The organism is Vibrio kasasachensis (assembly GCF_050337565.1).
GTDB lineage: Bacteria > Pseudomonadota > Gammaproteobacteria > Enterobacterales > Vibrionaceae > Vibrio > Vibrio kasasachensis.
In genome coordinates, this window is the sequence record NZ_JAKJTB010000023.1 from 27470 (window position 1) to 50470 (window position 23001).

The following is a 23001-nucleotide window of genomic DNA, read 5'->3' on the forward strand; positions in this document are numbered from 1 at the left end:
CGTAGCGATCAAATCGCTGCGACCATTTTCTGCAACAAAGCAATAATTTGCTTTTGCTCTTCGTCATTCAGGCTACTCAACACTTCTTGATTAACCGCAACTGGGATCGGAATCAAGGTGTCTTTGAGTGCTTTACCTTGTTCAGTTAGATAAATACGATGAGAACGGCGGCTATTAGGATCATCTCGTCTTTCCACTAACCCTAGCTTTTCCAATTTATCTAAAGTACGTGTGGTGGTGGAGTTTTCCACTTTCGATTTTTCGGCGATATCACGCTGAGTTACCCCTTCTTCTTCCCACAAGCACATCATGGTTGGCCAAAGTGCCACCGTAAGACCATGCTTCTTTAACTCCACTTCAAATAGCTTCTCAGCCTTGTTGGCTACTACATTCACCATCCACCCAAAGCTAGATTGTCGATCAAATTTTTCACTCATTAATTAGGCCATTGACTATAGTGTTGAAAATGCAATTGTTGCCATAGTAACTAATGCAGCAACAACTAGCACCAAAAAAGCATAGCCTTGAGAAGCAAACTGAGGCTGAGCCGCAATGCCTGTAGGCTGGGTAAAACCGGTAATCATTGCTTTCACCAGTGCCTTACCGCGCAACTTATACACTAAGATCGCTACAAGGTGTAAACCGACTAATGCGGGCAGCACCGTAGCAAGTACAACATGCAAAGACTCAAATAGTGCAAACACGTCATCAGTTAACCACCATCCTGCCAATGGTAAACCATCCAGTAACCCTGCAAGTGCCAACCCTGAGATACACTGAATTAGTAAACTACCCACCAAGGTTATCACCATCCATGCCCCAAGCGGGTTATGACCAAATTGCGCTTTGACCTTGCCAGTGATATATCGCCATGTTACCGCTGGCGAGTGAGTAAATGTGGCAAAACGACTGGTTTCACTGCCAACAAATCCCCAGATCAAACGCCAAACGACCAATATCAGCAACGTAATACCTAACTCAATATGCGGACCATTACCTGAGTTACCACTTGCTAGCAATGCAACAAACAAAACGGCTTGCGCCCAATGATAGAGGCGTGTCGCCGCATCCCAAACTTTTATTTTCATACTCTACCTAAACTGATTTTCTCGTTGAGTTAATGAGTTAAGGCACATTCCATCGTAGCCTTCTCTTTGTTGGCAATTAATTTACACAACAATAGTTGCACGCGCAACTATTGTTGTGTAAATTAATATCACTCCATAGCAAATGAGAAACTATTAATGAACAACAAAATCTATCTAATCGGGCTATTACTACCTTGCTTTGTATGGGCTAGTAGCCATTCAGCAACTGTCGACAATCGCCAACAAGCCTTCAGTTCTATCGAAGAACAACTTGATGCAGCCAGTGACCTGATTGATGGCAAAGACACCAATTGGACGCAACTGGAATCCACTGCTACACAATTACTAGCAGCCAGTGAAACGTTAAAACACAGCTTTCCTCCAGGTAGCAGTGAAGGCAGCAAAGCCAGTGAAAAGATTTGGCAAGATCCAGCAAAATTCCAGCAGCTAATGATGCAAATGGATCAAGGCATTGCACAGTTGTATCAAGCAAGCCAACAACGTGATACTTCAATGGCTGAAGATGGCATTGATAAAGCTGAAGATACTTGTCGTAGCTGCCATCGCAGTTATCGCTCACGCTAGTAGTAAGGAGAGAGTCCGATGAGAGAAAAATTAAAGATGTTGCATCGCACTTGCGCTGTACTCGCGTTTGTTACCATCGCCAGCTTTTTTAGCTCGACGTTAATCAGTGAGCTATTTACCTCACATCAAACCGTAGCTCAGGTGAAACAGGTCATTGCCTATGCCGTTTGGGGGCTAATTCCACTAATGGCGATCACTGGTGCAACAGGAGCAAAGCTTGCACCTAACGTAAAAATGGGGGTAGGTCCCATTGGTCGTAAAAAGAAACGTATGCCGATCATTGCTATCAATGGTTTAGTGGTTCTATTGCCAGCGGCACTTTATCTAAATTCACTGGCAAGCCAAGGGGATTTTGGTGCGACGTTTTACACCATTCAGGTAATTGAGTTAATGGCTGGGGCAGTAAACCTCACGCTCATGTCACTCAACTTGCGTGATGTGTTTACGATAAAAAGAAAAGTTTAGTCGCAGCTTTTATAAATCAAAAACCGCTATCACGATGAGCAGAGTCACCAACAAACCTAATGAAATTAAGAACACTTTCCTTACAAAATTTTGTATTTCCATCGTGCAGCCTACCTGCATCTTCGAGCAGGGCTACCGCATGAGTTAGTAAATTGTTATCAGCAACAAATTGCCAACAAGTACCGTCCGAAAATCGAAATGCGAATGTGTAATTTTTAAGCGCTATTTCTAGGTTTCGTTTTCCGTTATAGCGTAATATCGACCAGTGATTACAACATACCAAACTTTGCCTAACATAAAATCAACTCATGCGGTCGCCCTGCACCTTCGAGTTTCTTGGGTATAGACCATAATGGTAAAAATCTAATTACCATTTATCCAATCAGGTTTTGTACCTTTTCCCTTCCAATCAAATTCTGAGAGCATCTCTTTTAGGCTATCGGGATTGGTAATTACACCATGATTAATCGATAAATAAATTACGTTATAGCCGCTAAGATATTCAAGCTGAAGAATATCTTCCTCACTGTCCTTATTTGAAGTGACAACAACGCCATTTTTCGAACCAAACTCAGGGAATATACCCTCAACCTCATAGATAGTGCCACCTTGCCCTACAAAGGTAAAAGGGCTTTTAAACAATAATTTCTCCTCTTTCGCGAAATTAGTGCATACCTTATTCGCACCATTGAAAAGAGCAAATAACTGCTCTGGATTTTCATCCATATGTTCATATGTTACTTTAAATACATCTATACCTAAAAAACCAGACTCATCAAAATTAACAGACCAAGAATGTTCGTTCATTGGAATCGTAATAGAAATCCAACTAGAACAAACATATCGTGATTTGAATTCTATATTTTCACGATCTAATCTCTTCAAAAAATCAAATAAATTCATATATTAAACCATATCATCTTTACCAAAAAACTGAGGACGCGTTTGGTGATATTCTTTAGTTCGTCATTAACTGGACTTTGATATCCTAGAGTACCGTTGCTTTTCGCATCATATTGAGCCATAAAACATTTGCAGCAAACGCTCACTCCAACGATTTCATTTTCTTAATAAAGACCTCATTAAAGTCACCAGAAGCACGAGTTAAATCATCAAGAATAATTTTATTTGACTCTAAATTTTTCTTAATAATCCATTTTCCTTCATCAGAATTATAATATTCTAGTCGTTTTTTGAGCTCTTCATCAGTGTAAATCGATAATCCCTTCATATAAGATTCCATATACCGCTCTTTCCCATATTGAAAAACAGAACCATAATTAGACTCAAAGTACTCGTCAGTAAGAAACGGATAAAGCTTCACGAGCTGATTTCTATATTCCATAAAATAGTGGTCAACTGTTTCTTTAAACCCTAGAATATCAGCCATTTCATTTTCCAAATCACCTCGTTCATTCGCTTGTAGAGGCAAAGAGAAAAATAACAATAAATAGATAACCATAATTTTCATTTAAATACCTTAATATATAAAAAGTCAGCATAAAGTAGACAGTAAGAGTGTCGTCATCTAATGCCTAGTGAATAGCGATTAAATTACCAAAGAAACTTTATCCAAATCATTGAGTGACCATATCAATATTGATGAACATTAGGTCGCTTTACTCAGTTTCATACGCTATCGAAAATCCCTCATTTACAAACAGCAAGTTGTATTACTTGGAGCCAACACTAATTACTGTGAAACTAATTTAATTCCACCCGAACATCACTGAAAGCAAGCTCTAAACCGCTTTATTATTATATTCTAAGACCGACTAAATTAATTAACTTATTACATGCGGCGCCTTAATTATCAGGTATATAACACTTCAAACAAAGTCATAATAAAGTAGACAGTAAGAACAAGCTACTTGCTCAATAATCTGGGGGGTGAACGCATTAACAATAACAAGCCTCCCCACATCAACTCCATAACAAAACGCATAATTGAAACTTCAGGAACATAAATCCTAACTCCACAAAACGCCGAATAGAGGATATAAAAGATTGTCATTGTATAGAATACAAACCGACTCCATTTATTTTTCAGCATGACACCTAATAAAGATATATTTAATAGCACAATTCCAATTAAAAATGCCGTATCATTAATACTGGGAGCATCATATTGCAACAAAGAAAAATACTCATCACCTTTAAATACAAAACTATAAGCAAGGAAAAGTTGAGAATTGAACAACATAATCACAATGAAACACAACGCCATAACAAGCTGATGCTTGGTTATATTATTACTGAGGAATTTGTATTTTAGTGTTCCTAATTTATATTCATTCATACTGATGAAGACTAATGCTCCCCACGCAATGGTCTTTGTAACATTCAGAAGATCCATAATTGGAGCAACAATTCTTATACCAGAAACAGCGAGTGATATAATAATCATAAAGAAGGATAGTATCAATAAATAGAAACCCAGCCTCATATTAAAAATATAGATCACGAGAGAAGAACAAATGATAAAGTCAATGGCATAAAAATACCACTCACTCAAGTAGAGGCTGTGACCTTCACCATCGAATGGTAATAAACCGTGAAATGAAGGATCAATAAAATCAAGACCACAATAATAAATAAGCATATCTAAAACATAAACAAAGAACGAAAAAATGACAATTTTATTCAATTCTACATGTCTATTAATATTAGTTCTTATTAGATATAAAAGAGAATATATACTCAATATCAACCTCATTATGTATACTCACGACAAAAAACGTCTATGTTGCAGAAGCACTATTTCTTAGATTCATTCGAAGAACTGGGGTTAAAATAGTCACCAAGCTCACCAACTCGGTACGCCGTACAGCATATTACTATCCAAATAGATAGCACTAGCATTTCCTGTAACAATGTATCTATAATAAAACTACCATCAAAAGATTTTAACAATAATAGGAACAAAGGAAACAATGCAATTAACACACACGAAAAAAAACTTCTCCTATAAAGACCGAATGTAATCAAAGCATTATATAATCCGCAAAGAAACAAAATATACGTGCCGTGTTCAATTAACGCCATCACACCCAAATACAACATTACAGGCACAACAAAAATATTTGGTACAAACAAAAATCTCACAAATGCTGGCACTAATATCCCCTAGTAAAAAACTTCGTCAATCGCTGCAAAAACTAACAAAATAGTTCCAGACACTAAAAGTGTTTTCTTTATATAATACTGAAGTTTCATTCCTTTTTTAGTTAGTAAATCTTCCTTAGCAAATAGTAATCCATGACCATACTTAGCCTTAGGGTTATTCTTATTCCTCAATGAAAATAGCACTGCAGGATACAAAACCAACGTAAGTCCAAAAACAGTAATAGACAGTACAGTTAACCTGTTCACTATAGGGTGCAATTCTAAAATCAATTCCATTAGTTAAATCCCATTCTATAATAAATATATTTTCAATCACGTTGAAAATACATCCAATAATTCCTTCTCTAGCTAAGAATATTGACAGTTTTCTAAGCCATGTCATCACCAAGATCATTCAGGCAATGGCATAAATAGGTATCTATTCTTTAGGCCATTATGATAATTATTTATGCTAAGTAGCATATATCGGGTTATCGAGAAAATACAAAATTCCAACCAATACTGTATTTTGTATCGAATTACTTAGTAAAATATCAGATATAGTTAAGAACATAATAATATCAACAACATAAAATCGGTCGCTATATCAATATCGTGACCGATTTCATTTATTTCATATAGCAGTATGATGTGATACGTAAATTAAAATAGAGGAAGAATGATAGAAAGGATATTGCATTAAAGCGGACTAGATATTACAACAGCTGTTGTTACCTTAGTGATGAGTAGCTAATCACGGCGCGGCACAAAAACGCCGTGAGTTTCTAGAGTTAGTTCTTAACTGCATTCAAATACACCGCTTTGACTCGTTTTCCTAACATCTCTGTTGAAACGTTTTGAAAACCAGCGGTTGCTGTTAACTCATGAGCAAGTACTGGGGTCATTGGCGTACTGCTAGCTGATTTCGCTCCATATTTACGTATATAGCGGTACTTTAGTGCCAACTTATTGAAAAAACTCATCTCGTGGAGGGTAAAGCTCACCACAATGATCTGCCCTCCGGGTTTTAGCACTCGCATGCATTCTTGCAGCGCATCCACAGGATTCGGTATCACATGTAGTAAATTCGCCATAAAAACCGTATCGAAGCTGGCATCTTGATAATGAAGAGCAAAACAATCTGCTTGCTCAACAACGACTTTAGTTTCGTGCTCAAAACGTATTTTAGTCACTTCCAACATAGGTTGAGATAAATCAGTTGCGACGATACTGTCAGCTGAATCAACTAAGCTAGCGGTATAAGTACCATTACCACAACCTAGTTCCAACAGTGAACCAAGGTTACGATGTTGCTGCAACCGTTGTTTGACTCGATTAATATCTTTTATACCAACAACATAATTGTTGCTCTGTTCAAAATTTTTGGCAAATTCTTCCCATTTATTTTCCACGTTTCAGCTCCTCGGGATAGCTAAATACAAATGCCACTTTGCTTGTTTGTTGTTCTATTTTGTTCAAGAATAAAAGCAGGCAAAAGCAGACGCTATCGAATTGACCAAGTGCGTTATAAAAGTGTGGCGGAAACCGAAGTATTGACCGAAAAGCGACTCATTCTCAAATAATCTCTTGATTATGCATAAAATGACGCACCTTAGTTTGAGTTATTTTCATTGGGGCCGCGGTATTAAATTGAATCATTCTACCCAGCGTTCGTTTTTGATACCAAACCGAGCCATACAACGCCTCATCACTTAACGCTTCAATCAAACTCAACAACAGCCTGGTTGTTGATTCTAGTTCTGCAAGTAGATCGTGATATTGCCAACTTTGATATTGTTGATAAAAATGAAGCGCTATCATGCCCTGCTGATCCCACTTAAAGCCCGCCTTAGGCATATCAACATCCACCCCTTGACTACGACAGTGGTGCCACTTTAAGACGAGTGTTCCCCATCCGAGTAAATAGGCGGCTGTATCGGCAACGGAAATAAATGTATTTTTAATATGACCTTCAACCTCACACCGACGAGCTAGCTCTGCGGGTATGCGTTGGTAGTCAGCTAAAAGATTGGTGAAATTTTGCTGTACCGAGTGGTATAGCTCAGATTGGTTTGTTGCGATTGTGCTCATGGTGACTGTTCTTTTCGAGTATGCCAGTCACCATAACGCTTTGATTGGATTAGTCAATTAAACTAGGTTATAAAACTATCATTACTTTTGAGCGCGTTGCCATTGTACTAGCCATTTATCCAACTGGTTGGCGAACTGTTGACGGTCATGTTGGTTCAATGGGGCCGGACCGCCGGTTTGAATACCACTACTGCGCATGGTTTCCATGAAGTCACGAATATTCAAACGTGATTTTATGTTTTCTTTAGTAAAGAGTTCCCCGCGAGAACTAAGGGCATGACCACCTTTAGTAATCACTTCATCAGCGAGTGGAATATCGCTGGTAATGACTAAATCGCCGGCATCAGAGCGTAGAACAATTTCATTGTCCGCCACATCAAACCCAGATGGTACTTGTACCATAGTTATATTGCTCGCCGCTGGCGTACGAATAAACTGGTTTGCAACTAAGGTTACTTCTACTCCAGTACGCTGCGCCGCTCTGTACAATATATCTCGAACGACGACCGGACATGCATCCGCATCTACCCAAATTTTCATCATTATCTCTCTTTAATTATTTGGCGCTATTGTAGCGGCTTAATTGAAAGATAGACACGGGTATAAACGGCAGGTGACTATTGTGTCATCGAACGCCACTTGTCTCGGGCTTGTTGTTCATGCTGTTCGGTAATCGCGCTTCCAACTGAATTAGCAGCGAGAGTTAGTGCAGCCATATCATCAGTAAAACCGACGCCAGCCATAACATCTGGCACCATATCTGTGGGTAGCACAAAATACGCAAGCGCTCCACCAAGAACCGCTTTGTGCCGTACTGACGTATTCGAATCAGCCAAAGCCAACCATGATTTAATGCCTAAAACCGCCAGATCTTCACCCGCTCTCTTAGCTGATGTTCTCATCTTGCTCCAAAAACTCTTCTCGTCAGGTGTTGTTTGAGAGCCGATGTTTTTCAATGCTTGCTGATCTAAGACCGCATCTAAGCTTGTATTTAACACTACTACACCATCTTGAATTACTGAGCTCATCATTGCCCCTTATACCCAAGTACCTTCAAGGTGAGGGTGACTTGGATACATACTAATTTAGCTATTTCTCGAACGTCAAAATAGCGTTATCTCCGTGATACTAAACCAACCCACATGAACGCAAAATTAATGGCATTTAAGGAAGAACATCCAGTTAAATTAGTTACAGTGTCATTTTTTGACAAAAAACTCTCGCTTCTAGACTCAAAAAGCACACACCTCAACAATTGGCATTAAGCCTACTTATACGCTGAGTGCTGGCATCATATTTTGTAATTTCAATTATAGTTAGCATATGTCGTTACACTCAACCTCAACATTGAACACTACAATCATTTACAAAATTATCTATATTTATTAAATATTAAGGCAATTCAGTCTTATTCCACACAACTCACAAACAAATAAACAAAAGGTCTCTAGAATATGGTTTGTTTCCTAGTACGTGCTGAACCATTAATGCCTAAATAACAAATGTCTAACTAGACTACCAATAATAATACGTGTGCAGCACGCTGTAAGACTGCATCAATAATCTTTGGTTCGAGCGCTGGAACAATCCTAATTTTTCGAATTTTCAAGGAGTTGAAGTAATGAAAAGTTTATGGCTAATTTGTCTCGGCCTACTGTTTTTGCCCTATTCCGCTTTCGCGGCTAGCAGCGATGTCACCCCTCTCGATCTTACCCATTCTACTGTCGGCTACGCTGCCCTGATCCTTTTTGGTCTTGCTTACACCTTAGTCATGCTCGAAGAGTACCTGCAATTGCGCAAGTCCAAGCCCGTTCTTCTCGCTGCTGGGATTATCTGGGCCATGGTGGGGTATGTTTACTCTCAGCAAGGTCAAATTGATGTCGCAAAGATCGCTCTTGAGCATAACTTGCTCGAATATGCCGAGCTATTGCTTTTCCTTTTGGTCGCTATGACTTATATCAGTGCAATGGAAGAGCGAAGGCTGTTTGATGCACTGCAAGCATGGATGGTCGGTAAAGGATTCAACTTCAAAGCACTGTTTTGGTTAACTGGTATACTTGCCTTCTTCATTTCACCGATTGCCGATAACCTAACCACAGCTCTATTGATGTGTGCGGTCATAATGAAAGTGGGAGGAGATAACACTCGCTTTATCAACCTCGCCTGTATCAACATCGTGGTTGCCGCCAATGCTGGCGGCGCATTCAGCCCGTTCGGTGACATCACCACCCTAATGGTTTGGCAAGCTGGGCATGTTTCATTCTCAGAGTTCATGCCATTATTTGCACCATCTGTTGTTAGCTACATTGTACCAGCCGTTATTATGTCAATGTTCATTCCGAACGCGAAACCTAATGTGGCACACGTTCATGTTGAGCTAAAACGCGGCGCTCGCAGGATTGTAGCGTTATTTATTCTTACCATTGCCACCGCTGTCGCCTTCCATGCCGTGCTGCACTTCCCGCCTGTGATTGGTATGATGATGGGCTTGGCTTATCTTCAATTTTTCGGCTTCTTCCTACGCGTTACGCTCAAGCGCTCATTAGCCCGTAAGGCGCAAGCCGCAATCGCAAATCGCGATGATCTCGCGCTTAAACGCTTAGGCTCAGTGGTTCCGTTTGATGTATTCCGCCGAGTATCGCATGCGGAGTGGGACACATTGCTATTTTTCTACGGCGTCGTAATGTGTGTTGGTGGGCTGAGCTTGATTGGCTACTTGAACATGGTATCAGAAATCATGTACTACCAATGGGATCCAGTTTGGGCCAATGTGATGGTCGGTATTCTATCGGCCATTGTTGATAATATTCCGGTCATGTTTGCTGTACTTACTATGGAACCTGAAATGTCGATGGGGAACTGGTTGTTGGTCACCTTAACCGCAGGCGTAGGGGGGAGCTTACTCTCTATTGGTTCAGCGGCTGGCGTTGCACTAATGGGGGCCGCACATGGTAAATATACCTTCTTTGGTCATTTAAAATGGGCGCCTGTCATTGCCCTTGGTTACATCGCCAGTATCCTCACACACTTGTGGCTCAATAGCGCACTATTCTAGCCGCTTCTTGTTCGTGTCTAAACAATCCCGCTGGTTAGCTATGCAACCAGCGGGAAATCGTTAATAGCGCTAAATCAGGCAAAAACAAACAACTTGGGTAATACTCTATGAGAATTGTGTAGAGCTAAGAGGTCAACTATGAAACGAGTTTTTATCGCACTGCTAAGTATGCTTTTTCTTTCCCCGTTAGCGAACGCTGACAACGATTTAGATTCCACGCCACAAATGCTTGATGAATCCAAAAATAAAATGATGCAGAAATCTGAACAGGCCACAAAGAGCAATAAAAACAATATGAAAGATCGCAAAGGCAAACAGGACACGGACTATAACTGCTCTGATCAAGGACAGGAGCATGGCAAATGTGACGAAATAATAAAAAAAGGGAAAGATAAACAACGTGACAAATCGAAAATGACGAAAGACAAATTGAAGAAAGGAAACAGCTAGCGCTTCATGTTAAACTCTGCATCAACTAAGGGGCTTTTTATGCCCCTCGCTACTTATAGATACCGAGTAAAACCATGCCATTCGCAAAACTAGGCTTAAGCCAACCCATCACAGATGCCATTCAACAGCTTGGATACACCAAGCCGACGAATATTCAAATTCAAGCCATTCCTGTGATTTTACAAGGGCAAGACCTGCTTGCCGCAGCGCAAACGGGTACAGGTAAAACCGCTGGCTTTGTTTTGCCAATTTTAGAGAAACTTCGCCTAGGTGAAACTCAACGCAAAAAACGTATTAGAGCGTTAATTTTAACCCCAACGCGCGAACTGGCTATCCAGGTTGAAGAGAAGGTTCGCCATTATAGCCAAAACCTAAATCTAACATCGCTTGCTATATACGGCGGCGTCGATGATAAATCGCAAAAACAAGCGTTGATCGAAGGTGTTGATGTGCTAGTAGCAACGCCTGGACGCTTACTTGATCTGTACGGTCAGCACGCGGTTTACTTCGAAGAAGTGGAAGTATTGGTCCTCGATGAAGCAGACCGCATGTTAGACATGGGCTTTATCGAAGACATTAACAAGATCCTTGATCGCCTGCCAACCGACATCCAGCATCTTCTTTTCTCTGCAACGCTATCGAACAAAGTTCGCGATCTTGCGAAGACAGCAGTTCACGACCCGTATGAGATTTCAATCGCAGCAAACCAAGCATCAAAGAAAAACATTCAACAATGGTTGGTTACCGTTGATAAAGATATGAAATCAGCCTTGCTTAGCCACCTAATCAAAGAAAACGATTGGGACCAAGCGCTGATCTTTATTGAAACCAAACACGGTGCAGCGAAACTTGCTCAACAACTAGAGAAGCGCGGAATTTATGCGGAAGCCTTCCACAGTGGTCGTAGCCAAGCAATTCGTAGCCAGCTACTAGAAGATTTTAAAGCGGGCAAAATTCAGTACATGATCGCCACGGGTGTTGGCGCTCGTGGTATCGATATTCACGGCTTAACGCGTGTACTTAACTATGATCTGCCTTTCCCAGCAGATGAGTATGTTCACCGTATTGGTCGTACTGGTCGTGCGGATGCACAAGGTGAGGCGATTTCCTTTGTATCTAAAGATAACTTTAAGAACTTATGCATGATTGAAAGCCGCTTAGGTCATCTGATCGAGCGTCGCGAGATTGAAGGATTTGTACCGCGTAACCCTGTACCAACTTCAATTCTAAACTACGTGCCTAAACACAAACGAGTAGACTAAGAAGCGCAATGAGCCACGAGCATTTTAAAGGCAAATACGAAGTCGAGTTAAAGTATCGAGTAAGCTGTAAGGACGCATTTTTACGCGTTCTTAACAGTATCGAGCACCAAATTATGCTCGAAGAGAATGCTGAAACCGACTGGTATTTTGATACCCATGATATGGGTCTAAAGCAGCAGAATAAAACGGTTTCAATTCGTGAAATGGAGCCTTCCGGCATCAAACTTTGGATAGTAAAAGGTCCAGAGAGCGATCGTTGCGAAGCAACCAATATCACCAATTCAGCCGCAGCAAAAAGCATGCTCGAAAATATGGGTTATCAAGTCAGATTAATTGCTCGTAAAGTGCGTAGTATTTACTTTGTTGGGAAGTTTCATATCACACTCGACTACTTACCCGAGATTGGATATTTTGCCGAATTTGCGATTATGACGGATGACGAACACGCTTTAGATGGCTACCGAACTGAATTGCAATCCTTGTCGGCGCAGTTTGGCTTGAGCGAGAGAGATATCGAGCATAGTTCATATTTAACCCTGTTCGAGCAGCGTACACAGCAAACTTGCTAGATAAAACCTGCACACAAACTAAATACTGACACAGTACATAAACAAGGTTGAAAATTCTCAATTGTGTTTATGTGCTGTGTCATCTAATAGCCTGTGAACCGGCTTATGTCTTCTCTTTTTATTCCCCATTTTCCAATTTGAGCAGCGCTTGCTTACGTTCAATCCCACCAGCATAACCCGTTAATTTACCATTTTTTCCAATCACTCTATGGCAAGGCACGATCACCGAAATGGGATTTTTGCCATTCGCTAACCCAACAGCGCGCACTGCTTTAGGGTTATTAATTGCATCGGCTAGCTGCTGATAACTCCAAGTTTCACCAAATGGAATAGTGGTTAACGCATGCCAAACTTTATTTTGAAATACGGTTCCCGTAACGGCTAAGGGTAACTCAAATTGATCACGAATACCTTGGAAGTACTCATCAAGCTGAAGTTTTGCAGCGGTAAGCACTTCAAACTGATCATCACGCTCACCCAATGCTTCTGGCTGGGTGGTTTGAGTCTCAAACCAAGCCCCTGTCATTCCTTTTTCATTGGCTTGCAGTGTCATTTTTCCAAGTGGTGTGTCAATGATGGTAAAGCGGTTCATCCGGCATGGCTCCATAAATGGAAGGTGGCGTAGCTACCAAAAGGCGACACCTTTTTCGCATTGAGATTGGTGAACTTCTTGAGTGCTTTTTTTACCACCAAATCACCATCTAGAAAGCGATCAGGCTCTGATAGCCCTCGCATTGCGGCGTAGTTCACCGTCCACGGTCCAATACCCTTGAGCTCAAGCCATTGTGTAAAATCAGCTTCTGGATTTGATGCCATTAAATCAGCAAAACGATGTAACGTATCTTTGCGGCTTTGTGGCATTCTTAAAAAACTTAAGTCAGCATCGACTAACTCTTGCGGCGTTGGAAAATGAGTAACATGCTCACCCTGCAAGGTCGAAACCAATAAGTTAAGCTGATTAATAGCAGCTTTGATCGACACTTGTTGCCCCAAAATCGCGCGAACCCCAGCCTCCCAAACATTCCATACTCCAGGCATTCGTATCCCAGAGCGAATAACCATACCCGGTTGCAGCTCTTCAAAGTATTGCTCGATCAACTGAGTATCCACATCCAAGTCAAATACCCTTCTCACTTGCATCACTAGTTTTTTTAGCTGCGTTACATCGTCTAATTCAAACTCAAGCAATACTTTGTTTGGCTTAATGCCAAAAGTGATTTTGAACCACACCTGAACATCATCAATATTCACATATCTTTGGTAACTGTTGTCGTCGATTTTCTCTAAACCAGTGACCGACCTTAAGTTATAAAAATCAAGCGTATAACGCCAATCGTAGCTCCCACGATAGCTCAATTCAATACATTGATGAGTACCAGAATTGTTCGATTCTCGCCTCAGTTGGCTAGGAGTAAGGTTAAGCGCCTTTTTAAACGCATCATTGAAACGACGAGTACTATTGAAACCACTAGCATACCCAATATCCGTAATGCTCATACTGCTGGCGTGTAGGAGTTGTTTGGCGAACATTAGTTGATGATACAAAGCGTATTGTTTTGGCGACATGCCCAAATGCTTTTCAAATAACTGACGAAGATAACGATCAGTAATGCCCAGTCGCTCTGACAATTTCTGCAACGAACCATGCTGCAAGTCACCCAGCTCAATCAACCTCATTGCACGTTCATAAGTAGTCTCTGAACCACGCCAAGCCCATGAATTCGGTGCGCTGTCTGGTCGGCAACGCAAACAAGGGCGATAACCGGCCTGTAATGCAAATGCAGCATTGGTGAAATATTCTACATTTTCCTCTTTGGGGAGATTAGCTGGGCAAATTGGGCGACAAAAGATTTTGGTTGTTTTAACTGCAACAAAAAAACGCCCATCAAAGCGCGCATCTCGCGTTTGCCGAGCAAGTTGATATTGCTCAGATGTGTGTCCCATTCCATCTCCTGACTTATCACTTTCCCTAAGTGTAACGCGATTTATCAGCAAGTTTCGCCACTTTCGGAACTTGATGCTCACGAGTTAGGCCGTTTAAATATTAATCACAAATTGCCTAATGCTAAATTATTAACTAGTTTTGTTTGAGAGAAGGATTCTCAACGTAACGTATACAAGCTATTGCTAATAAAAGGAATTTGGCTATGAATCTACACTTATGCACCATAATACTGTCTGATAACTCAACCTTACTCTGTAATACCGTTGAGCAATGCCTTAGCGTTATTGACGATCACGGACAAGACAATATTGAAAAGGTCTTTATCGATACCACTGATGGCGTCAACATTAACGCTTACCATCAACTTTCGGTTGAAGAATCGATAGAAAGCCTAATGAACCTCTAACGTTTCAACTCGACAAGGCAGCCGGTTTGATTTGGGTTATCACCAATGGACAATGACCACCCATAGCTATTACATAGCCGTTCAACAATCAATAACCCAAGTCCGTGCTCAGATTCGGTTTGAGTAGAAAACCCAACGCCAGTATCCGCAACACGTACCATATCGCTTGATATCGACACCTCTATCGCGCCTTGATGAGTGAAACGAGTGGCGTTACTCAACAAATTTTTGAGTATCATTGCCAAGACTGCTGGCGGCATATTGGTCGTGGTTTGCGCCGTCAATTGAGTGGAGAACGATACCTTTTGATCTAACTTACGCACAAAATCACTAAAGTCGATCTCATCAGCAACAATACATCGCTCCTTCAATTCGCTCGCCGTGTTTTCTTGCTTAACAATGTTGAGTAATACTTCAACTGTCTGTTGCATCTGCGTCGCTGCTTTTAAAATTCGTTCACGTTGTTTGCTTTGAAATTGAGGATCGACTTTCATCCCTTGCAGCTCAGCTGCGCCGATGATCACCGCAATCGGCGTTTTCAACTCATGACTGGCGTACTTCGCAAACATTAACTCTTGCTTGGTCACTCGATCTTTCATTTGTGCGTATTGATTAAGCTCTTTGGTCATATTTTTCAGCTCATCAATGGCATGTTCATTAACATGAAAAGCCCCTTCATCCGCGTTTTTAAGTTGCCCACTGAGCTCTAATATGGGAGACATTAAACCTTCGAAAACACGTTTGAGCGAAAAACGTAATACGACAATCAAGAAGACCATCAACAGCATTGATAGCACCATTAATGCATCCCAGTTTTCATCTCCAAATTCAATTGCTTGCGAATTAATGGTTAGATAAAGCGGCACCACCTTTCCTTGAAAATCAAAGTTGGTGTGGTACACCACAAAACCATCTTCAGAATAGGTGCGAAATGGGGAAACTTGATTCAACGAATAAGGCGCATGCTCTCGCAGCTGTTGACTAAAAGCTTTAGGCGTATAGTAAGCCGTAACAAACTGACTCAATCTGGCGCTCTTAACTTGATCCAATCGGTAATATTTTATTGCAACTTCTTCGAATGATTTCAAATGGCTTTCGACTTGGGCATCTTCTTGAAACACTAACCGAAGCGAAAATGCAAAAAACACAATAAACGAGGTCGTTAACGCAATAATTGAAAACGTCGTCAACAACTGTGATTTAACATCATTAATTGAGTTGCCCTTATGACGCTTAAACTGTCTTTTGGTCAGACGCATTAGTTCTCCAGTTTAAACCCGTACTTGGGTACTGTTTTTAGTATTGGCTTTTCAAACGGTTTATCGAGAATATTCCGTAGCAAATAAACGTGACTTCTTAAAATATCTTTGTCGGGTACATCATCACCCCACAATTGGTTAATCAATGTTTCGCGTGAGACAACCTCACCTTGCGCTTTCACCAATACCAGCAAAATTTGGTACATGGCTGGTGAACAAACCAACAGCTTACCTTGACGCGTTACTTGATGTGTTTTTTGATCTATTTCAAGCTCACCAAATCGAATTCGCGTTTGGGCAACCGAACCTCGATAGCGTTTAATCATTGCAATTAAGCGCGCTTCCAACTCAGGAAACTGAAATGGCTTGCTAACAAAATCATCGACGCCTGCATCAAACCCCGTTAACAAATCTTGTTCGCCGTTTAAGGCGGTTAACATCAAAATTGGTGTAGTGCAGCCTTGTTGACGAAGCTCTCGAGCAACTTGCATTCCATCTTTTCTAGGCAACATGACGTCTAAAATAATAGCATCAAACTCATTTTCTAATGCCAACTTCACAGCAAGCTCGCCATTGTCAGCAAAATCCGCTTGTGCCTCTTTTACTTCTAGGAAATCAGCCAATATACCTTGTAGCTCTTCGTTGTCTTCTACAACTAAAACCTGTTTACCCGTTAGCATTATAATACCCAATTAAAGCATCTCATCTAAGGATGCAAATGACGCTGTCGAATTAATGTCGAACGTCATCGAAATTCAATCTCTATGCTAAGCCATTTGACAAAAACTCGACATCCTCACACTCACACTAATGGAAATTATTCAATCATGAGACTTCCTCAATGAAAGTATCCATTATCGCATCTTGTCTTCTCGCCATATTGGCAACGGCACCAGCGTCTGCGGTTGACCTTATCGGTCAGACGGTTAGTAAATCACCGATCAGTGTCGTGGCGGAAGTGGATGGCGTGCTGATTTCCGCGGGGTTAGAGGCTGGTGAAGCTGTCAGTGAAAAGCAAATTATCGCACAAATTCAACCTGCTGATTTTGAACTTGAAGTAGCAAAACAGCATGCAAACGTCGAACTTGCGCAAGCTGATCTGAAACTCAAGAAGTCTGTTTTCCAACGCTACCAAACATTGATGAGCAAGAACAGCTTGTCAGCTAATGAGCTTGATATCGCACAGGCAGAATATCTCAACGCCAAAGCACGATTAAAGCTGGCCAATATTGAACTCAAAAAAGCCAAGAAAGATCTCGATGATACTGCGATTGCAGCCGATATCAATGGCTACGTCATCGCCCGCTCAGCGGATATCGGAGCTTGGGTCAGCCAAGGTGAATTACTTTACCAATTGGTTAACACCAACACTTTGATGGTTAGGCTGTCAGCCAGCGAGCAAGACCTAACCGGGCTTACCGTTGGGCAAGAAATTGAATTTTGGGCAGAAACAGCGCCAAAAACCAAGATCATATCGACGATAAAACGTATTGGAGTAGAAATTGAGCCACAAAGTATGGCTTACCCAGTTGAGCTAGAGTTCGACAATATTCAAACCCAGTTTAAACCAGGGATGTCGATACACGCATCCACACAAATAACACCAGAACAATAACACCGGTTTATTCTCGATAGGAATCGTTATGTCTTCGCTAATTTCTTACTTTGCTCATCGACCATTTTTGGCGCGAATAATCACCATAATGGTGCTTATGATGGGATCAGGCTCACTTTACAGCTTAAAACTACAAGAATATCCAAATGTGGCATTTGAAACCGTCCATATTGAAACCTTCTACCCTGGGGCTACCGCCCAAGATATTGAACTGAATATCACCAACCCTATAGAAAAGGAACTTCGTACAGTTCAAGGAATAAACTTTTTTACCTCTCAATCTTCTGATGGCATGTCCTTTCTTGAGTTAGAGATATTGCCAGGCGAAGACAATGCTCAAGTAGTGAGAGATATTCAACAAGCTGTTGACCGTGTAAGTGGATTACCTAAAGATATTACCAATCCACCAACAGTCACGCAGGAGAAGACGTCTTCATTTGAAGTGCTGACGTTTGGTGTCAGCTTAGCGGACAAACAAAGCGACCTAGATTCATTACAAGCTTACGCGTATCAGCTTGAGAAAAAACTCGCTCGAATCTCGGGTGTAACCAGCGTTACTTTATCTGGATACAATGAACGAGAGTTCTGGGTAGAAATTGATCCAAGTAAAGCAAGCCGCTATCAAATCACATTTCAAGAAATCAGCACCGCCATCAACCAACGTAATTTGTCTCAATCCGGTGGTTTAGTTGAATCTTGGGCTAGTGAACAAAAAATTGTCACCATGGCACAGGTACAATCAGCGCAAGAAATTGGCAACATTGTGATAAAAGCGCTGCCTAACGGAACCATAGTACGCGTTTCCGATATCGCGACCGTTGAAGACCGCTTTGCAAGAGCAACTGAAATAGGCGTACTTAATGGTAGACAAGCCATACTGTTTTCGCTGACCAACAGCGGTAATGCCGACATCATCACGACTGTCGATAATGTAAAAAGCCTAATTGCTGATGAACAAGCACGCTTAGCTGATCAATATAGTTTCGAACTCGGGATGAATCTCGCTAGCGATATGAGCGAGAAGTTTTCTATTGTCTCGACCAATGGTGCCATTGGTTTACTGCTGGTGCTATTAGTACTTAGCCTAATACTAAAAAGACAAGTCGCTTTTTGGGTTTCGTTGTCTGTGCCATTTTGTGTGCTGGGCGTGATGATTGTACTGCCAATATTTGGTTCTAATCTCGATAGTATTACCTTAGCTGCGCTACTGCTGGTGATCGGTATTATTGTTGACGACTCCGTGATTGTTGCCGAAAGTATCTATCAACAAAAAGAGCGTGGTAAAAACGGGATTGATGCCGCGATCTCCGGAACGCTTAAAGTCATTAAACCTATACTGGCAAGTTTGACCACAACCGCTTTAGTGTTTATTCCTATGCTCTTTATCCCTGGAACCTTGGGTAAAGTCATCTTTGTCATTCCGCTGACTGTGATTGCCGCGCTGCTGTTTTCACTGGCAGAATGTACGTTCACCCTACCAGCACATCTGTCACAATCTTTGCAGAGCAAACAAAATAAACTTAAGGAAAAAGACCGTTTTGACCAGTTGGCTCAACATTACCAAAAATCATTAACTAACTGTTTAAATTATAAAAAAAGTGTTATTTCCTTGGCGTTTATTGTTGCAGCACTCTGTGTAAGCTTAATTCTATCGCTTAAGATCGACATCTTCCCTAGTGAGTCGGCTAAGTACATTGAAATCTACACTGAAGTCACACCCGGAACCCCACTTAGCCAAATTCGCCACGAGCACTCCGCTATAGAGCAGGCAATACTGGCACTACCGAGCGAAGAGCGTGTAAGTTATGAGATGGCGTATGCCTCACCAATAAGCCAAGGTAAGTTAACACTAACCAATTATGATCAGCGCCAACGAACAGCTGACGAAATTATTGCCGATCTCAATCAAGAACTGGCAGAAAACAAAACCGCTATGTTTGTTAAATTCTCTGTTGATGCGGGCGGTCCACCACCGGGAGAACCCGTCGAAATTCGAGTGCTTGGTGGTACGTATTTGGAACGAAACCAAGCAGTAGAGTTGGTGAGTGATTGGCTAAAACAACAGCCAGGTATCACTGATATAACCAACAACGAAGCACTCAAAGACCCTCAATTAAACATAGTTCCTCAATACCAATGGTTAGCAAGATATGGTTTAACCGTGTCAGATTTAGCCTCAACGTTACGCATCGCATTTGAAGGTGACACGGTTACATCAACATGGCTGGGTGATCAAGAAATTGACATTCGTCTAATTCTCGACGAAACGCATCGAGCACTTGAGACGCTAACCACGACAAAAATCTACACGCCCGATGGTAAACAAGTACCATTGAGCCGATTAGCCAAGGTAGAACAAATCGAAGCCGCGCGCTTAATTAAACACTACAACGGCGAACGCGAAGTAACGGTTACCGCACAAATCAGCGATGACAGCGTCAGCCCTGTAGAACTGTCAAACCAATTAATCGCACAGCTCAATGGACAATATAGCCGCAATATCACCATAGATGTCGGCGGTGAAGCGGAAAACACCAATGAAACCATGAGCGGCTTCATGGTGGCCTTTCCCGCTGCCATAGTCGCGGTCTATTTCGTACTGGCGATTATGTTCAACTCATTAACGCAGCCTTTATTAGTTATGACAGTAATTCCATTTGCCGTCATAGCTGCGCTTATGGCTTTGGTGGTTCATTTGCAGGCTTTATCGATGTTCGCCTTAATTGGCGTACTAGGCATGACGGGAGTGGTAGTGAATAACTCTCTAGTACTCATCAATCAAATCAACGAATTAAGAGCAAAAGGCGTACTGCCTTTGCAAGCTGTGGTTGATGCTGCCGTTAGTCGATTTAGACCCATATTGCTAACCTCAATCACAACGGTCGTAGGGCTATTGCCCCTTGCTTATGGGCTAGGCGGAACCGACGTTTACATGGGACCAATGTCGCTTACTCTTGGCTATGGATTACTGTTTTCGTTGCCTGTAGTGTTGTTTGTTATTCCTGCTCTGTACGCATTGTTTTTTGCGAGAAACAAACCTTAGATTCGGCGAAGGTATCAATCTTGTTCAAATTTTTTGAATACCTTCATCTAACCTAACGGATTTTTTAACGCTAAATCGTCACTTAAACTTCGTTACATAGATTAAAGACACAATCAAAAATTTGGAGCATCCACATGACAACCTTAGTTCTTAAATCAAGCATTCTTGGCGAATATTCTCAATCTAACCAACTGATTGATTCAGCTCTAACAGGGAAGTCAAACCTGATTGAACGTGATTTGGCCATCAATCCTATCCCTGTTTTGGATATGAATATGGCGACTGCGCTACGTAGCAATGGAGATGACCTAGCGCCGGAACTTAAAGCGATTCTTGACCTATCTAACCAACTGATCAACGAACTAAAAGCCGCTGACCAAATTATCATTGCAGCACCAATGTACAACTTTATGGTACCGACTCAACTAAAAAACTGGTTCGATATAATTGCCCGTGCTGGCGTGACTTTTACCTACACAGAGAACGGTCCGGTCGGTTTGATTGAGAATAAAAAAGTGACCGTTGTGACTACTCGAGGCGGTATGCATAAAGATAGCATTCGCAACACGATTGAAAGCTATGTGAGCACTATGCTTGGTTTTATTGGCATTACAGATGTGAATTTTGTTTACGCTGAAGCGCTTAACATGGGTGATGAACCCGCACAAACCAGCCGTGAACAAGCACTTAAAGAACTGGTTGACCTGATTTAATTTTTTAGACTAATCCCTGCTTTCAAATTTCAGTCCTTAGTCTTTACGGAATGTGGCACATGCCCATTCCGTTTTTTTTATCCATCAGCTCTGGCTCAAAGCTCACGCATTAGAATAAGAAGGCATAAAAAAACCACCTCAATTAATTGAGATGGTCTCTTCTCTTCCGTCTATACCCAAGAAACTTGAAGGTGCAGGTAGGCGGCAAGTAAGAAAGTCCCCTGAGCATAGGTGAACTATGTGATTGGGGCGCACGAACACAGCCAACACCGCTGCAACTTCAAGTATGACGGGGATATATCCAAGTGACTTCAGGATTCAGAGTCTTGAGATTACTTGGGTATATTTTATATTTCCGCAGCTTGCTTAATACTGTAAGCCGTTACGGGGTCGATACTTTTAACCAGTTCTTCAACTTGTTTAATCGCATCTACCGCGCTACTCGCTTTACGGTAGCTCAAGTAAATTGGACGGCACCAATCTTCTACGTCATCCACTTTATGTAGTTGCCCAGATGCTAAAAACGGTTCGACTAATGAAGCCGGTAAATAGGCGCTGCCTCCTTTTTCAAGGATAAAGTCTAATGCGATACGCGCTGTTGACGTCCTCAAATAAGGCGCTGGAATTTTTGCATGACGCTCTGCATGTTCAGAAACAAATTTCGTTCCCCAATCCACATACACATATTTATCAGCAAAAACATCTTCCACCGAGTGCTGCTCGGTAGAAACCAACAGCAATACGACATCGGCGACTTTCTTACAGTTCAGCTCATCAGCTTTAATCTGATCGAAAGCAAACGACATATCCAACGTGCGCTCTTGCAAGCCTCGAATTAACGCTTCTCTTCCCATAACTTCAGCAATAAAGCCATAACCATCAAAGGCTTCTGTCGTAGCACTTAAGCAATTTTGCAGATAGGCATCCCACACATTCGGTGTACCGCCCATCGTCAGTTGCAGCTTCTTGCCACTTTCAAGCGATAGCTCTAGCTTTGCTTGTTGCAAAGTCGTCACCATCACTTCGGCATAGCTTACTAATCTCTCGCCGGCCGAGGTGAGTTTTATGTTATTACGATCACGGATAAACAGCTGAGTATCAAAATGACTTTCTAATTGTTTGATTCGTGCACTTACCGCAGCTTGGGTTATATATAGATTTTCAGCAGCGCGACCAAAGTGGCGCACTTTTGCCAACTCTAAAAACGTTCTAAAGACTTTTACGTCCATTGTTATACCTCAGAAAATTGCGCTGTAAGATTAACAGGGAAATCCAAAAAAAATAAAGCAAGAATACGCAAAGTGTTATATGGATTTAACGATAAAATTTGATAGCAACGATAGAAATATT

25 protein-coding genes are annotated in these 23001 nt (G+C 41.5%); 10 read left to right on the forward strand and 15 right to left on the reverse strand.

Going from position 1 to position 23001, the window contains the following annotated elements; genetic code table 11:
- Positions 1 to 8 precede the first annotated feature (8 nt).
- Together L4C38_RS17990 and L4C38_RS17995 are read right to left on the reverse strand one after the other, a co-directional pair.
- Positions 9 to 437: a MarR family winged helix-turn-helix transcriptional regulator gene (locus tag L4C38_RS17990; protein ID WP_428798929.1), complete on the reverse strand. Its 429-nt coding sequence runs from the start codon at positions 435 to 437 to the stop codon at positions 9 to 11.
- 15 nt (positions 438 to 452) lie between these two features.
- Positions 453 to 1082: a cytochrome b/b6 domain-containing protein gene (locus L4C38_RS17995; RefSeq protein WP_428798982.1), complete on the reverse strand. Its 630-nt coding sequence runs from the start codon at positions 1080 to 1082 to the stop codon at positions 453 to 455.
- Positions 1083 to 1244: 162 nt separating this feature from the next.
- Here L4C38_RS17995 and L4C38_RS18000 point away from each other — a divergent pair, with 162 nt between their 5' ends.
- A complete protein-coding gene (locus tag L4C38_RS18000; RefSeq protein ID WP_428798930.1) occupies positions 1245 to 1673 on the forward strand; it encodes a c-type cytochrome in 429 nt (142 codons plus the stop codon).
- Positions 1674 to 1691: 18 nt separating this feature from the next.
- Positions 1692 to 2138 carry a hypothetical protein gene (locus L4C38_RS18005; RefSeq protein WP_428798931.1) on the forward strand — a complete coding sequence of 149 codons (447 nt, stop codon included), beginning with the start codon at positions 1692 to 1694 and terminating at the stop codon, positions 2136 to 2138.
- A gap of 363 nt (positions 2139 to 2501) precedes the next feature.
- On the opposite strand, the gene L4C38_RS18010 is transcribed toward L4C38_RS18005, so the two are convergent.
- The 8 genes from L4C38_RS18010 to L4C38_RS18045 all read right to left on the reverse strand — a co-directional run bounded on the left by L4C38_RS18010 (position 2502) and on the right by L4C38_RS18045 (position 8362).
- Positions 2502 to 3041, reverse strand: coding sequence for a hypothetical protein (locus L4C38_RS18010; RefSeq protein WP_428798932.1), 540 nt, complete (start codon positions 3039 to 3041; stop codon positions 2502 to 2504).
- 142 nt (positions 3042 to 3183) lie between these two features.
- Positions 3184 to 3609: a hypothetical protein gene (locus L4C38_RS18015; protein ID WP_428798933.1), complete on the reverse strand. Its 426-nt coding sequence runs from the start codon at positions 3607 to 3609 to the stop codon at positions 3184 to 3186.
- A 396-nt stretch (positions 3610 to 4005) separates the two neighbouring features.
- Positions 4006 to 4785: a hypothetical protein gene (locus L4C38_RS18020; protein ID WP_428798934.1), complete on the reverse strand. Its 780-nt coding sequence runs from the start codon at positions 4783 to 4785 to the stop codon at positions 4006 to 4008.
- Positions 4786 to 5264: 479 nt separating this feature from the next.
- Complete coding sequence (locus L4C38_RS18025) at positions 5265 to 5540, reverse strand: hypothetical protein (protein ID WP_428798935.1); 276 nt, start codon at positions 5538 to 5540, stop codon at positions 5265 to 5267.
- A 494-nt stretch (positions 5541 to 6034) separates the two neighbouring features.
- On the reverse strand, positions 6035 to 6655 hold the full coding sequence (locus L4C38_RS18030; RefSeq protein ID WP_428798936.1) for a class I SAM-dependent methyltransferase: 621 nt from the start codon (positions 6653 to 6655) through the stop codon (positions 6035 to 6037).
- A gap of 163 nt (positions 6656 to 6818) precedes the next feature.
- Positions 6819 to 7334 (reverse strand): ClbS/DfsB family four-helix bundle protein, encoded by a 516-nt coding sequence (locus L4C38_RS18035; protein WP_428798937.1) that lies wholly within the window; start codon positions 7332 to 7334, stop codon positions 6819 to 6821.
- An 81-nt stretch (positions 7335 to 7415) separates the two neighbouring features.
- Positions 7416 to 7874 carry a YaiI/YqxD family protein gene (locus L4C38_RS18040; protein ID WP_428798983.1) on the reverse strand — a complete coding sequence of 153 codons (459 nt, stop codon included), beginning with the start codon at positions 7872 to 7874 and terminating at the stop codon, positions 7416 to 7418.
- Positions 7875 to 7951: 77 nt separating this feature from the next.
- Entirely contained in the window at positions 7952 to 8362 is a 411-nt protein-coding gene (locus L4C38_RS18045; RefSeq protein ID WP_428798938.1) for a YkvA family protein, read from the reverse strand.
- A 593-nt stretch (positions 8363 to 8955) separates the two neighbouring features.
- On the opposite strand from L4C38_RS18045, the gene nhaD reads away from it, so the two are divergent.
- The 4 genes from nhaD to cyaB all read left to right on the forward strand — a co-directional run bounded on the left by nhaD (position 8956) and on the right by cyaB (position 12670).
- Positions 8956 to 10389, forward strand: coding sequence for a sodium:proton antiporter NhaD (gene nhaD / locus L4C38_RS18050; protein WP_428798939.1), 1434 nt, complete (start codon positions 8956 to 8958; stop codon positions 10387 to 10389).
- A gap of 138 nt (positions 10390 to 10527) precedes the next feature.
- Positions 10528 to 10839: a hypothetical protein gene (locus L4C38_RS18055; RefSeq protein WP_428798940.1), complete on the forward strand. Its 312-nt coding sequence runs from the start codon at positions 10528 to 10530 to the stop codon at positions 10837 to 10839.
- Positions 10840 to 10913: 74 nt separating this feature from the next.
- The gene (locus tag L4C38_RS18060) at positions 10914 to 12101 is read left to right on the forward strand and encodes a DEAD/DEAH box helicase (protein WP_428798941.1); all 1188 of its coding nucleotides are present in this window, start codon (positions 10914 to 10916) and stop codon (positions 12099 to 12101) included.
- A gap of 8 nt (positions 12102 to 12109) precedes the next feature.
- On the forward strand, positions 12110 to 12670 hold the full coding sequence (gene cyaB / locus L4C38_RS18065) for a class IV adenylate cyclase (RefSeq protein WP_428798942.1): 561 nt from the start codon (positions 12110 to 12112) through the stop codon (positions 12668 to 12670).
- A 118-nt stretch (positions 12671 to 12788) separates the two neighbouring features.
- On the opposite strand, the gene L4C38_RS18070 is transcribed toward cyaB, so the two are convergent.
- Positions 12789 to 13262: a methylated-DNA--[protein]-cysteine S-methyltransferase gene (locus L4C38_RS18070; RefSeq protein WP_428798943.1), complete on the reverse strand. Its 474-nt coding sequence runs from the start codon at positions 13260 to 13262 to the stop codon at positions 12789 to 12791.
- Positions 13259 to 14614 carry a DNA-3-methyladenine glycosylase 2 family protein gene (locus L4C38_RS18075; protein ID WP_428798944.1) on the reverse strand — a complete coding sequence of 452 codons (1356 nt, stop codon included), beginning with the start codon at positions 14612 to 14614 and terminating at the stop codon, positions 13259 to 13261. The genes L4C38_RS18070 and L4C38_RS18075 overlap by 4 nt, the downstream gene beginning before the upstream one ends.
- Positions 14615 to 14817: 203 nt before the next feature.
- Here L4C38_RS18075 and L4C38_RS18080 point away from each other — a divergent pair, with 203 nt between their 5' ends.
- Entirely contained in the window at positions 14818 to 15021 is a 204-nt protein-coding gene (locus tag L4C38_RS18080; RefSeq protein WP_428798945.1) for a hypothetical protein, read from the forward strand.
- Here L4C38_RS18080 and L4C38_RS18085 read toward each other — a convergent pair.
- Positions 15018 to 16280, reverse strand: coding sequence for a sensor histidine kinase (locus tag L4C38_RS18085; protein ID WP_428798946.1), 1263 nt, complete (start codon positions 16278 to 16280; stop codon positions 15018 to 15020). The genes L4C38_RS18080 and L4C38_RS18085 overlap by 4 nt on opposite strands.
- Complete coding sequence (locus L4C38_RS18090) at positions 16280 to 16960, reverse strand: response regulator transcription factor (RefSeq protein ID WP_428798947.1); 681 nt, start codon at positions 16958 to 16960, stop codon at positions 16280 to 16282. The genes L4C38_RS18085 and L4C38_RS18090 overlap by 1 nt, the downstream gene beginning before the upstream one ends.
- A 161-nt stretch (positions 16961 to 17121) precedes the next feature.
- Here L4C38_RS18090 and L4C38_RS18095 point away from each other — a divergent pair, with 161 nt between their 5' ends.
- The 3 genes from L4C38_RS18095 to L4C38_RS18105 all read left to right on the forward strand — a co-directional run bounded on the left by L4C38_RS18095 (position 17122) and on the right by L4C38_RS18105 (position 21651).
- Positions 17122 to 17895 (forward strand): efflux RND transporter periplasmic adaptor subunit, encoded by a 774-nt coding sequence (locus tag L4C38_RS18095; protein WP_428798948.1) that lies wholly within the window; start codon positions 17122 to 17124, stop codon positions 17893 to 17895.
- Positions 17896 to 17923: 28 nt separating this feature from the next.
- Positions 17924 to 20938 carry an efflux RND transporter permease subunit gene (locus L4C38_RS18100; protein ID WP_428798949.1) on the forward strand — a complete coding sequence of 1005 codons (3015 nt, stop codon included), beginning with the start codon at positions 17924 to 17926 and terminating at the stop codon, positions 20936 to 20938.
- A 134-nt stretch (positions 20939 to 21072) separates the two neighbouring features.
- The gene (locus L4C38_RS18105; protein ID WP_428798950.1) at positions 21073 to 21651 is read left to right on the forward strand and encodes an FMN-dependent NADH-azoreductase; all 579 of its coding nucleotides are present in this window, start codon (positions 21073 to 21075) and stop codon (positions 21649 to 21651) included.
- A 347-nt stretch (positions 21652 to 21998) separates the two neighbouring features.
- Here the strand turns inward: L4C38_RS18105 and L4C38_RS18110 are convergent, their stop codons facing one another.
- Complete coding sequence (locus L4C38_RS18110) at positions 21999 to 22880, reverse strand: LysR family transcriptional regulator (protein ID WP_428798951.1); 882 nt, start codon at positions 22878 to 22880, stop codon at positions 21999 to 22001.
- Positions 22881 to 23001 lie beyond the last annotated feature (121 nt).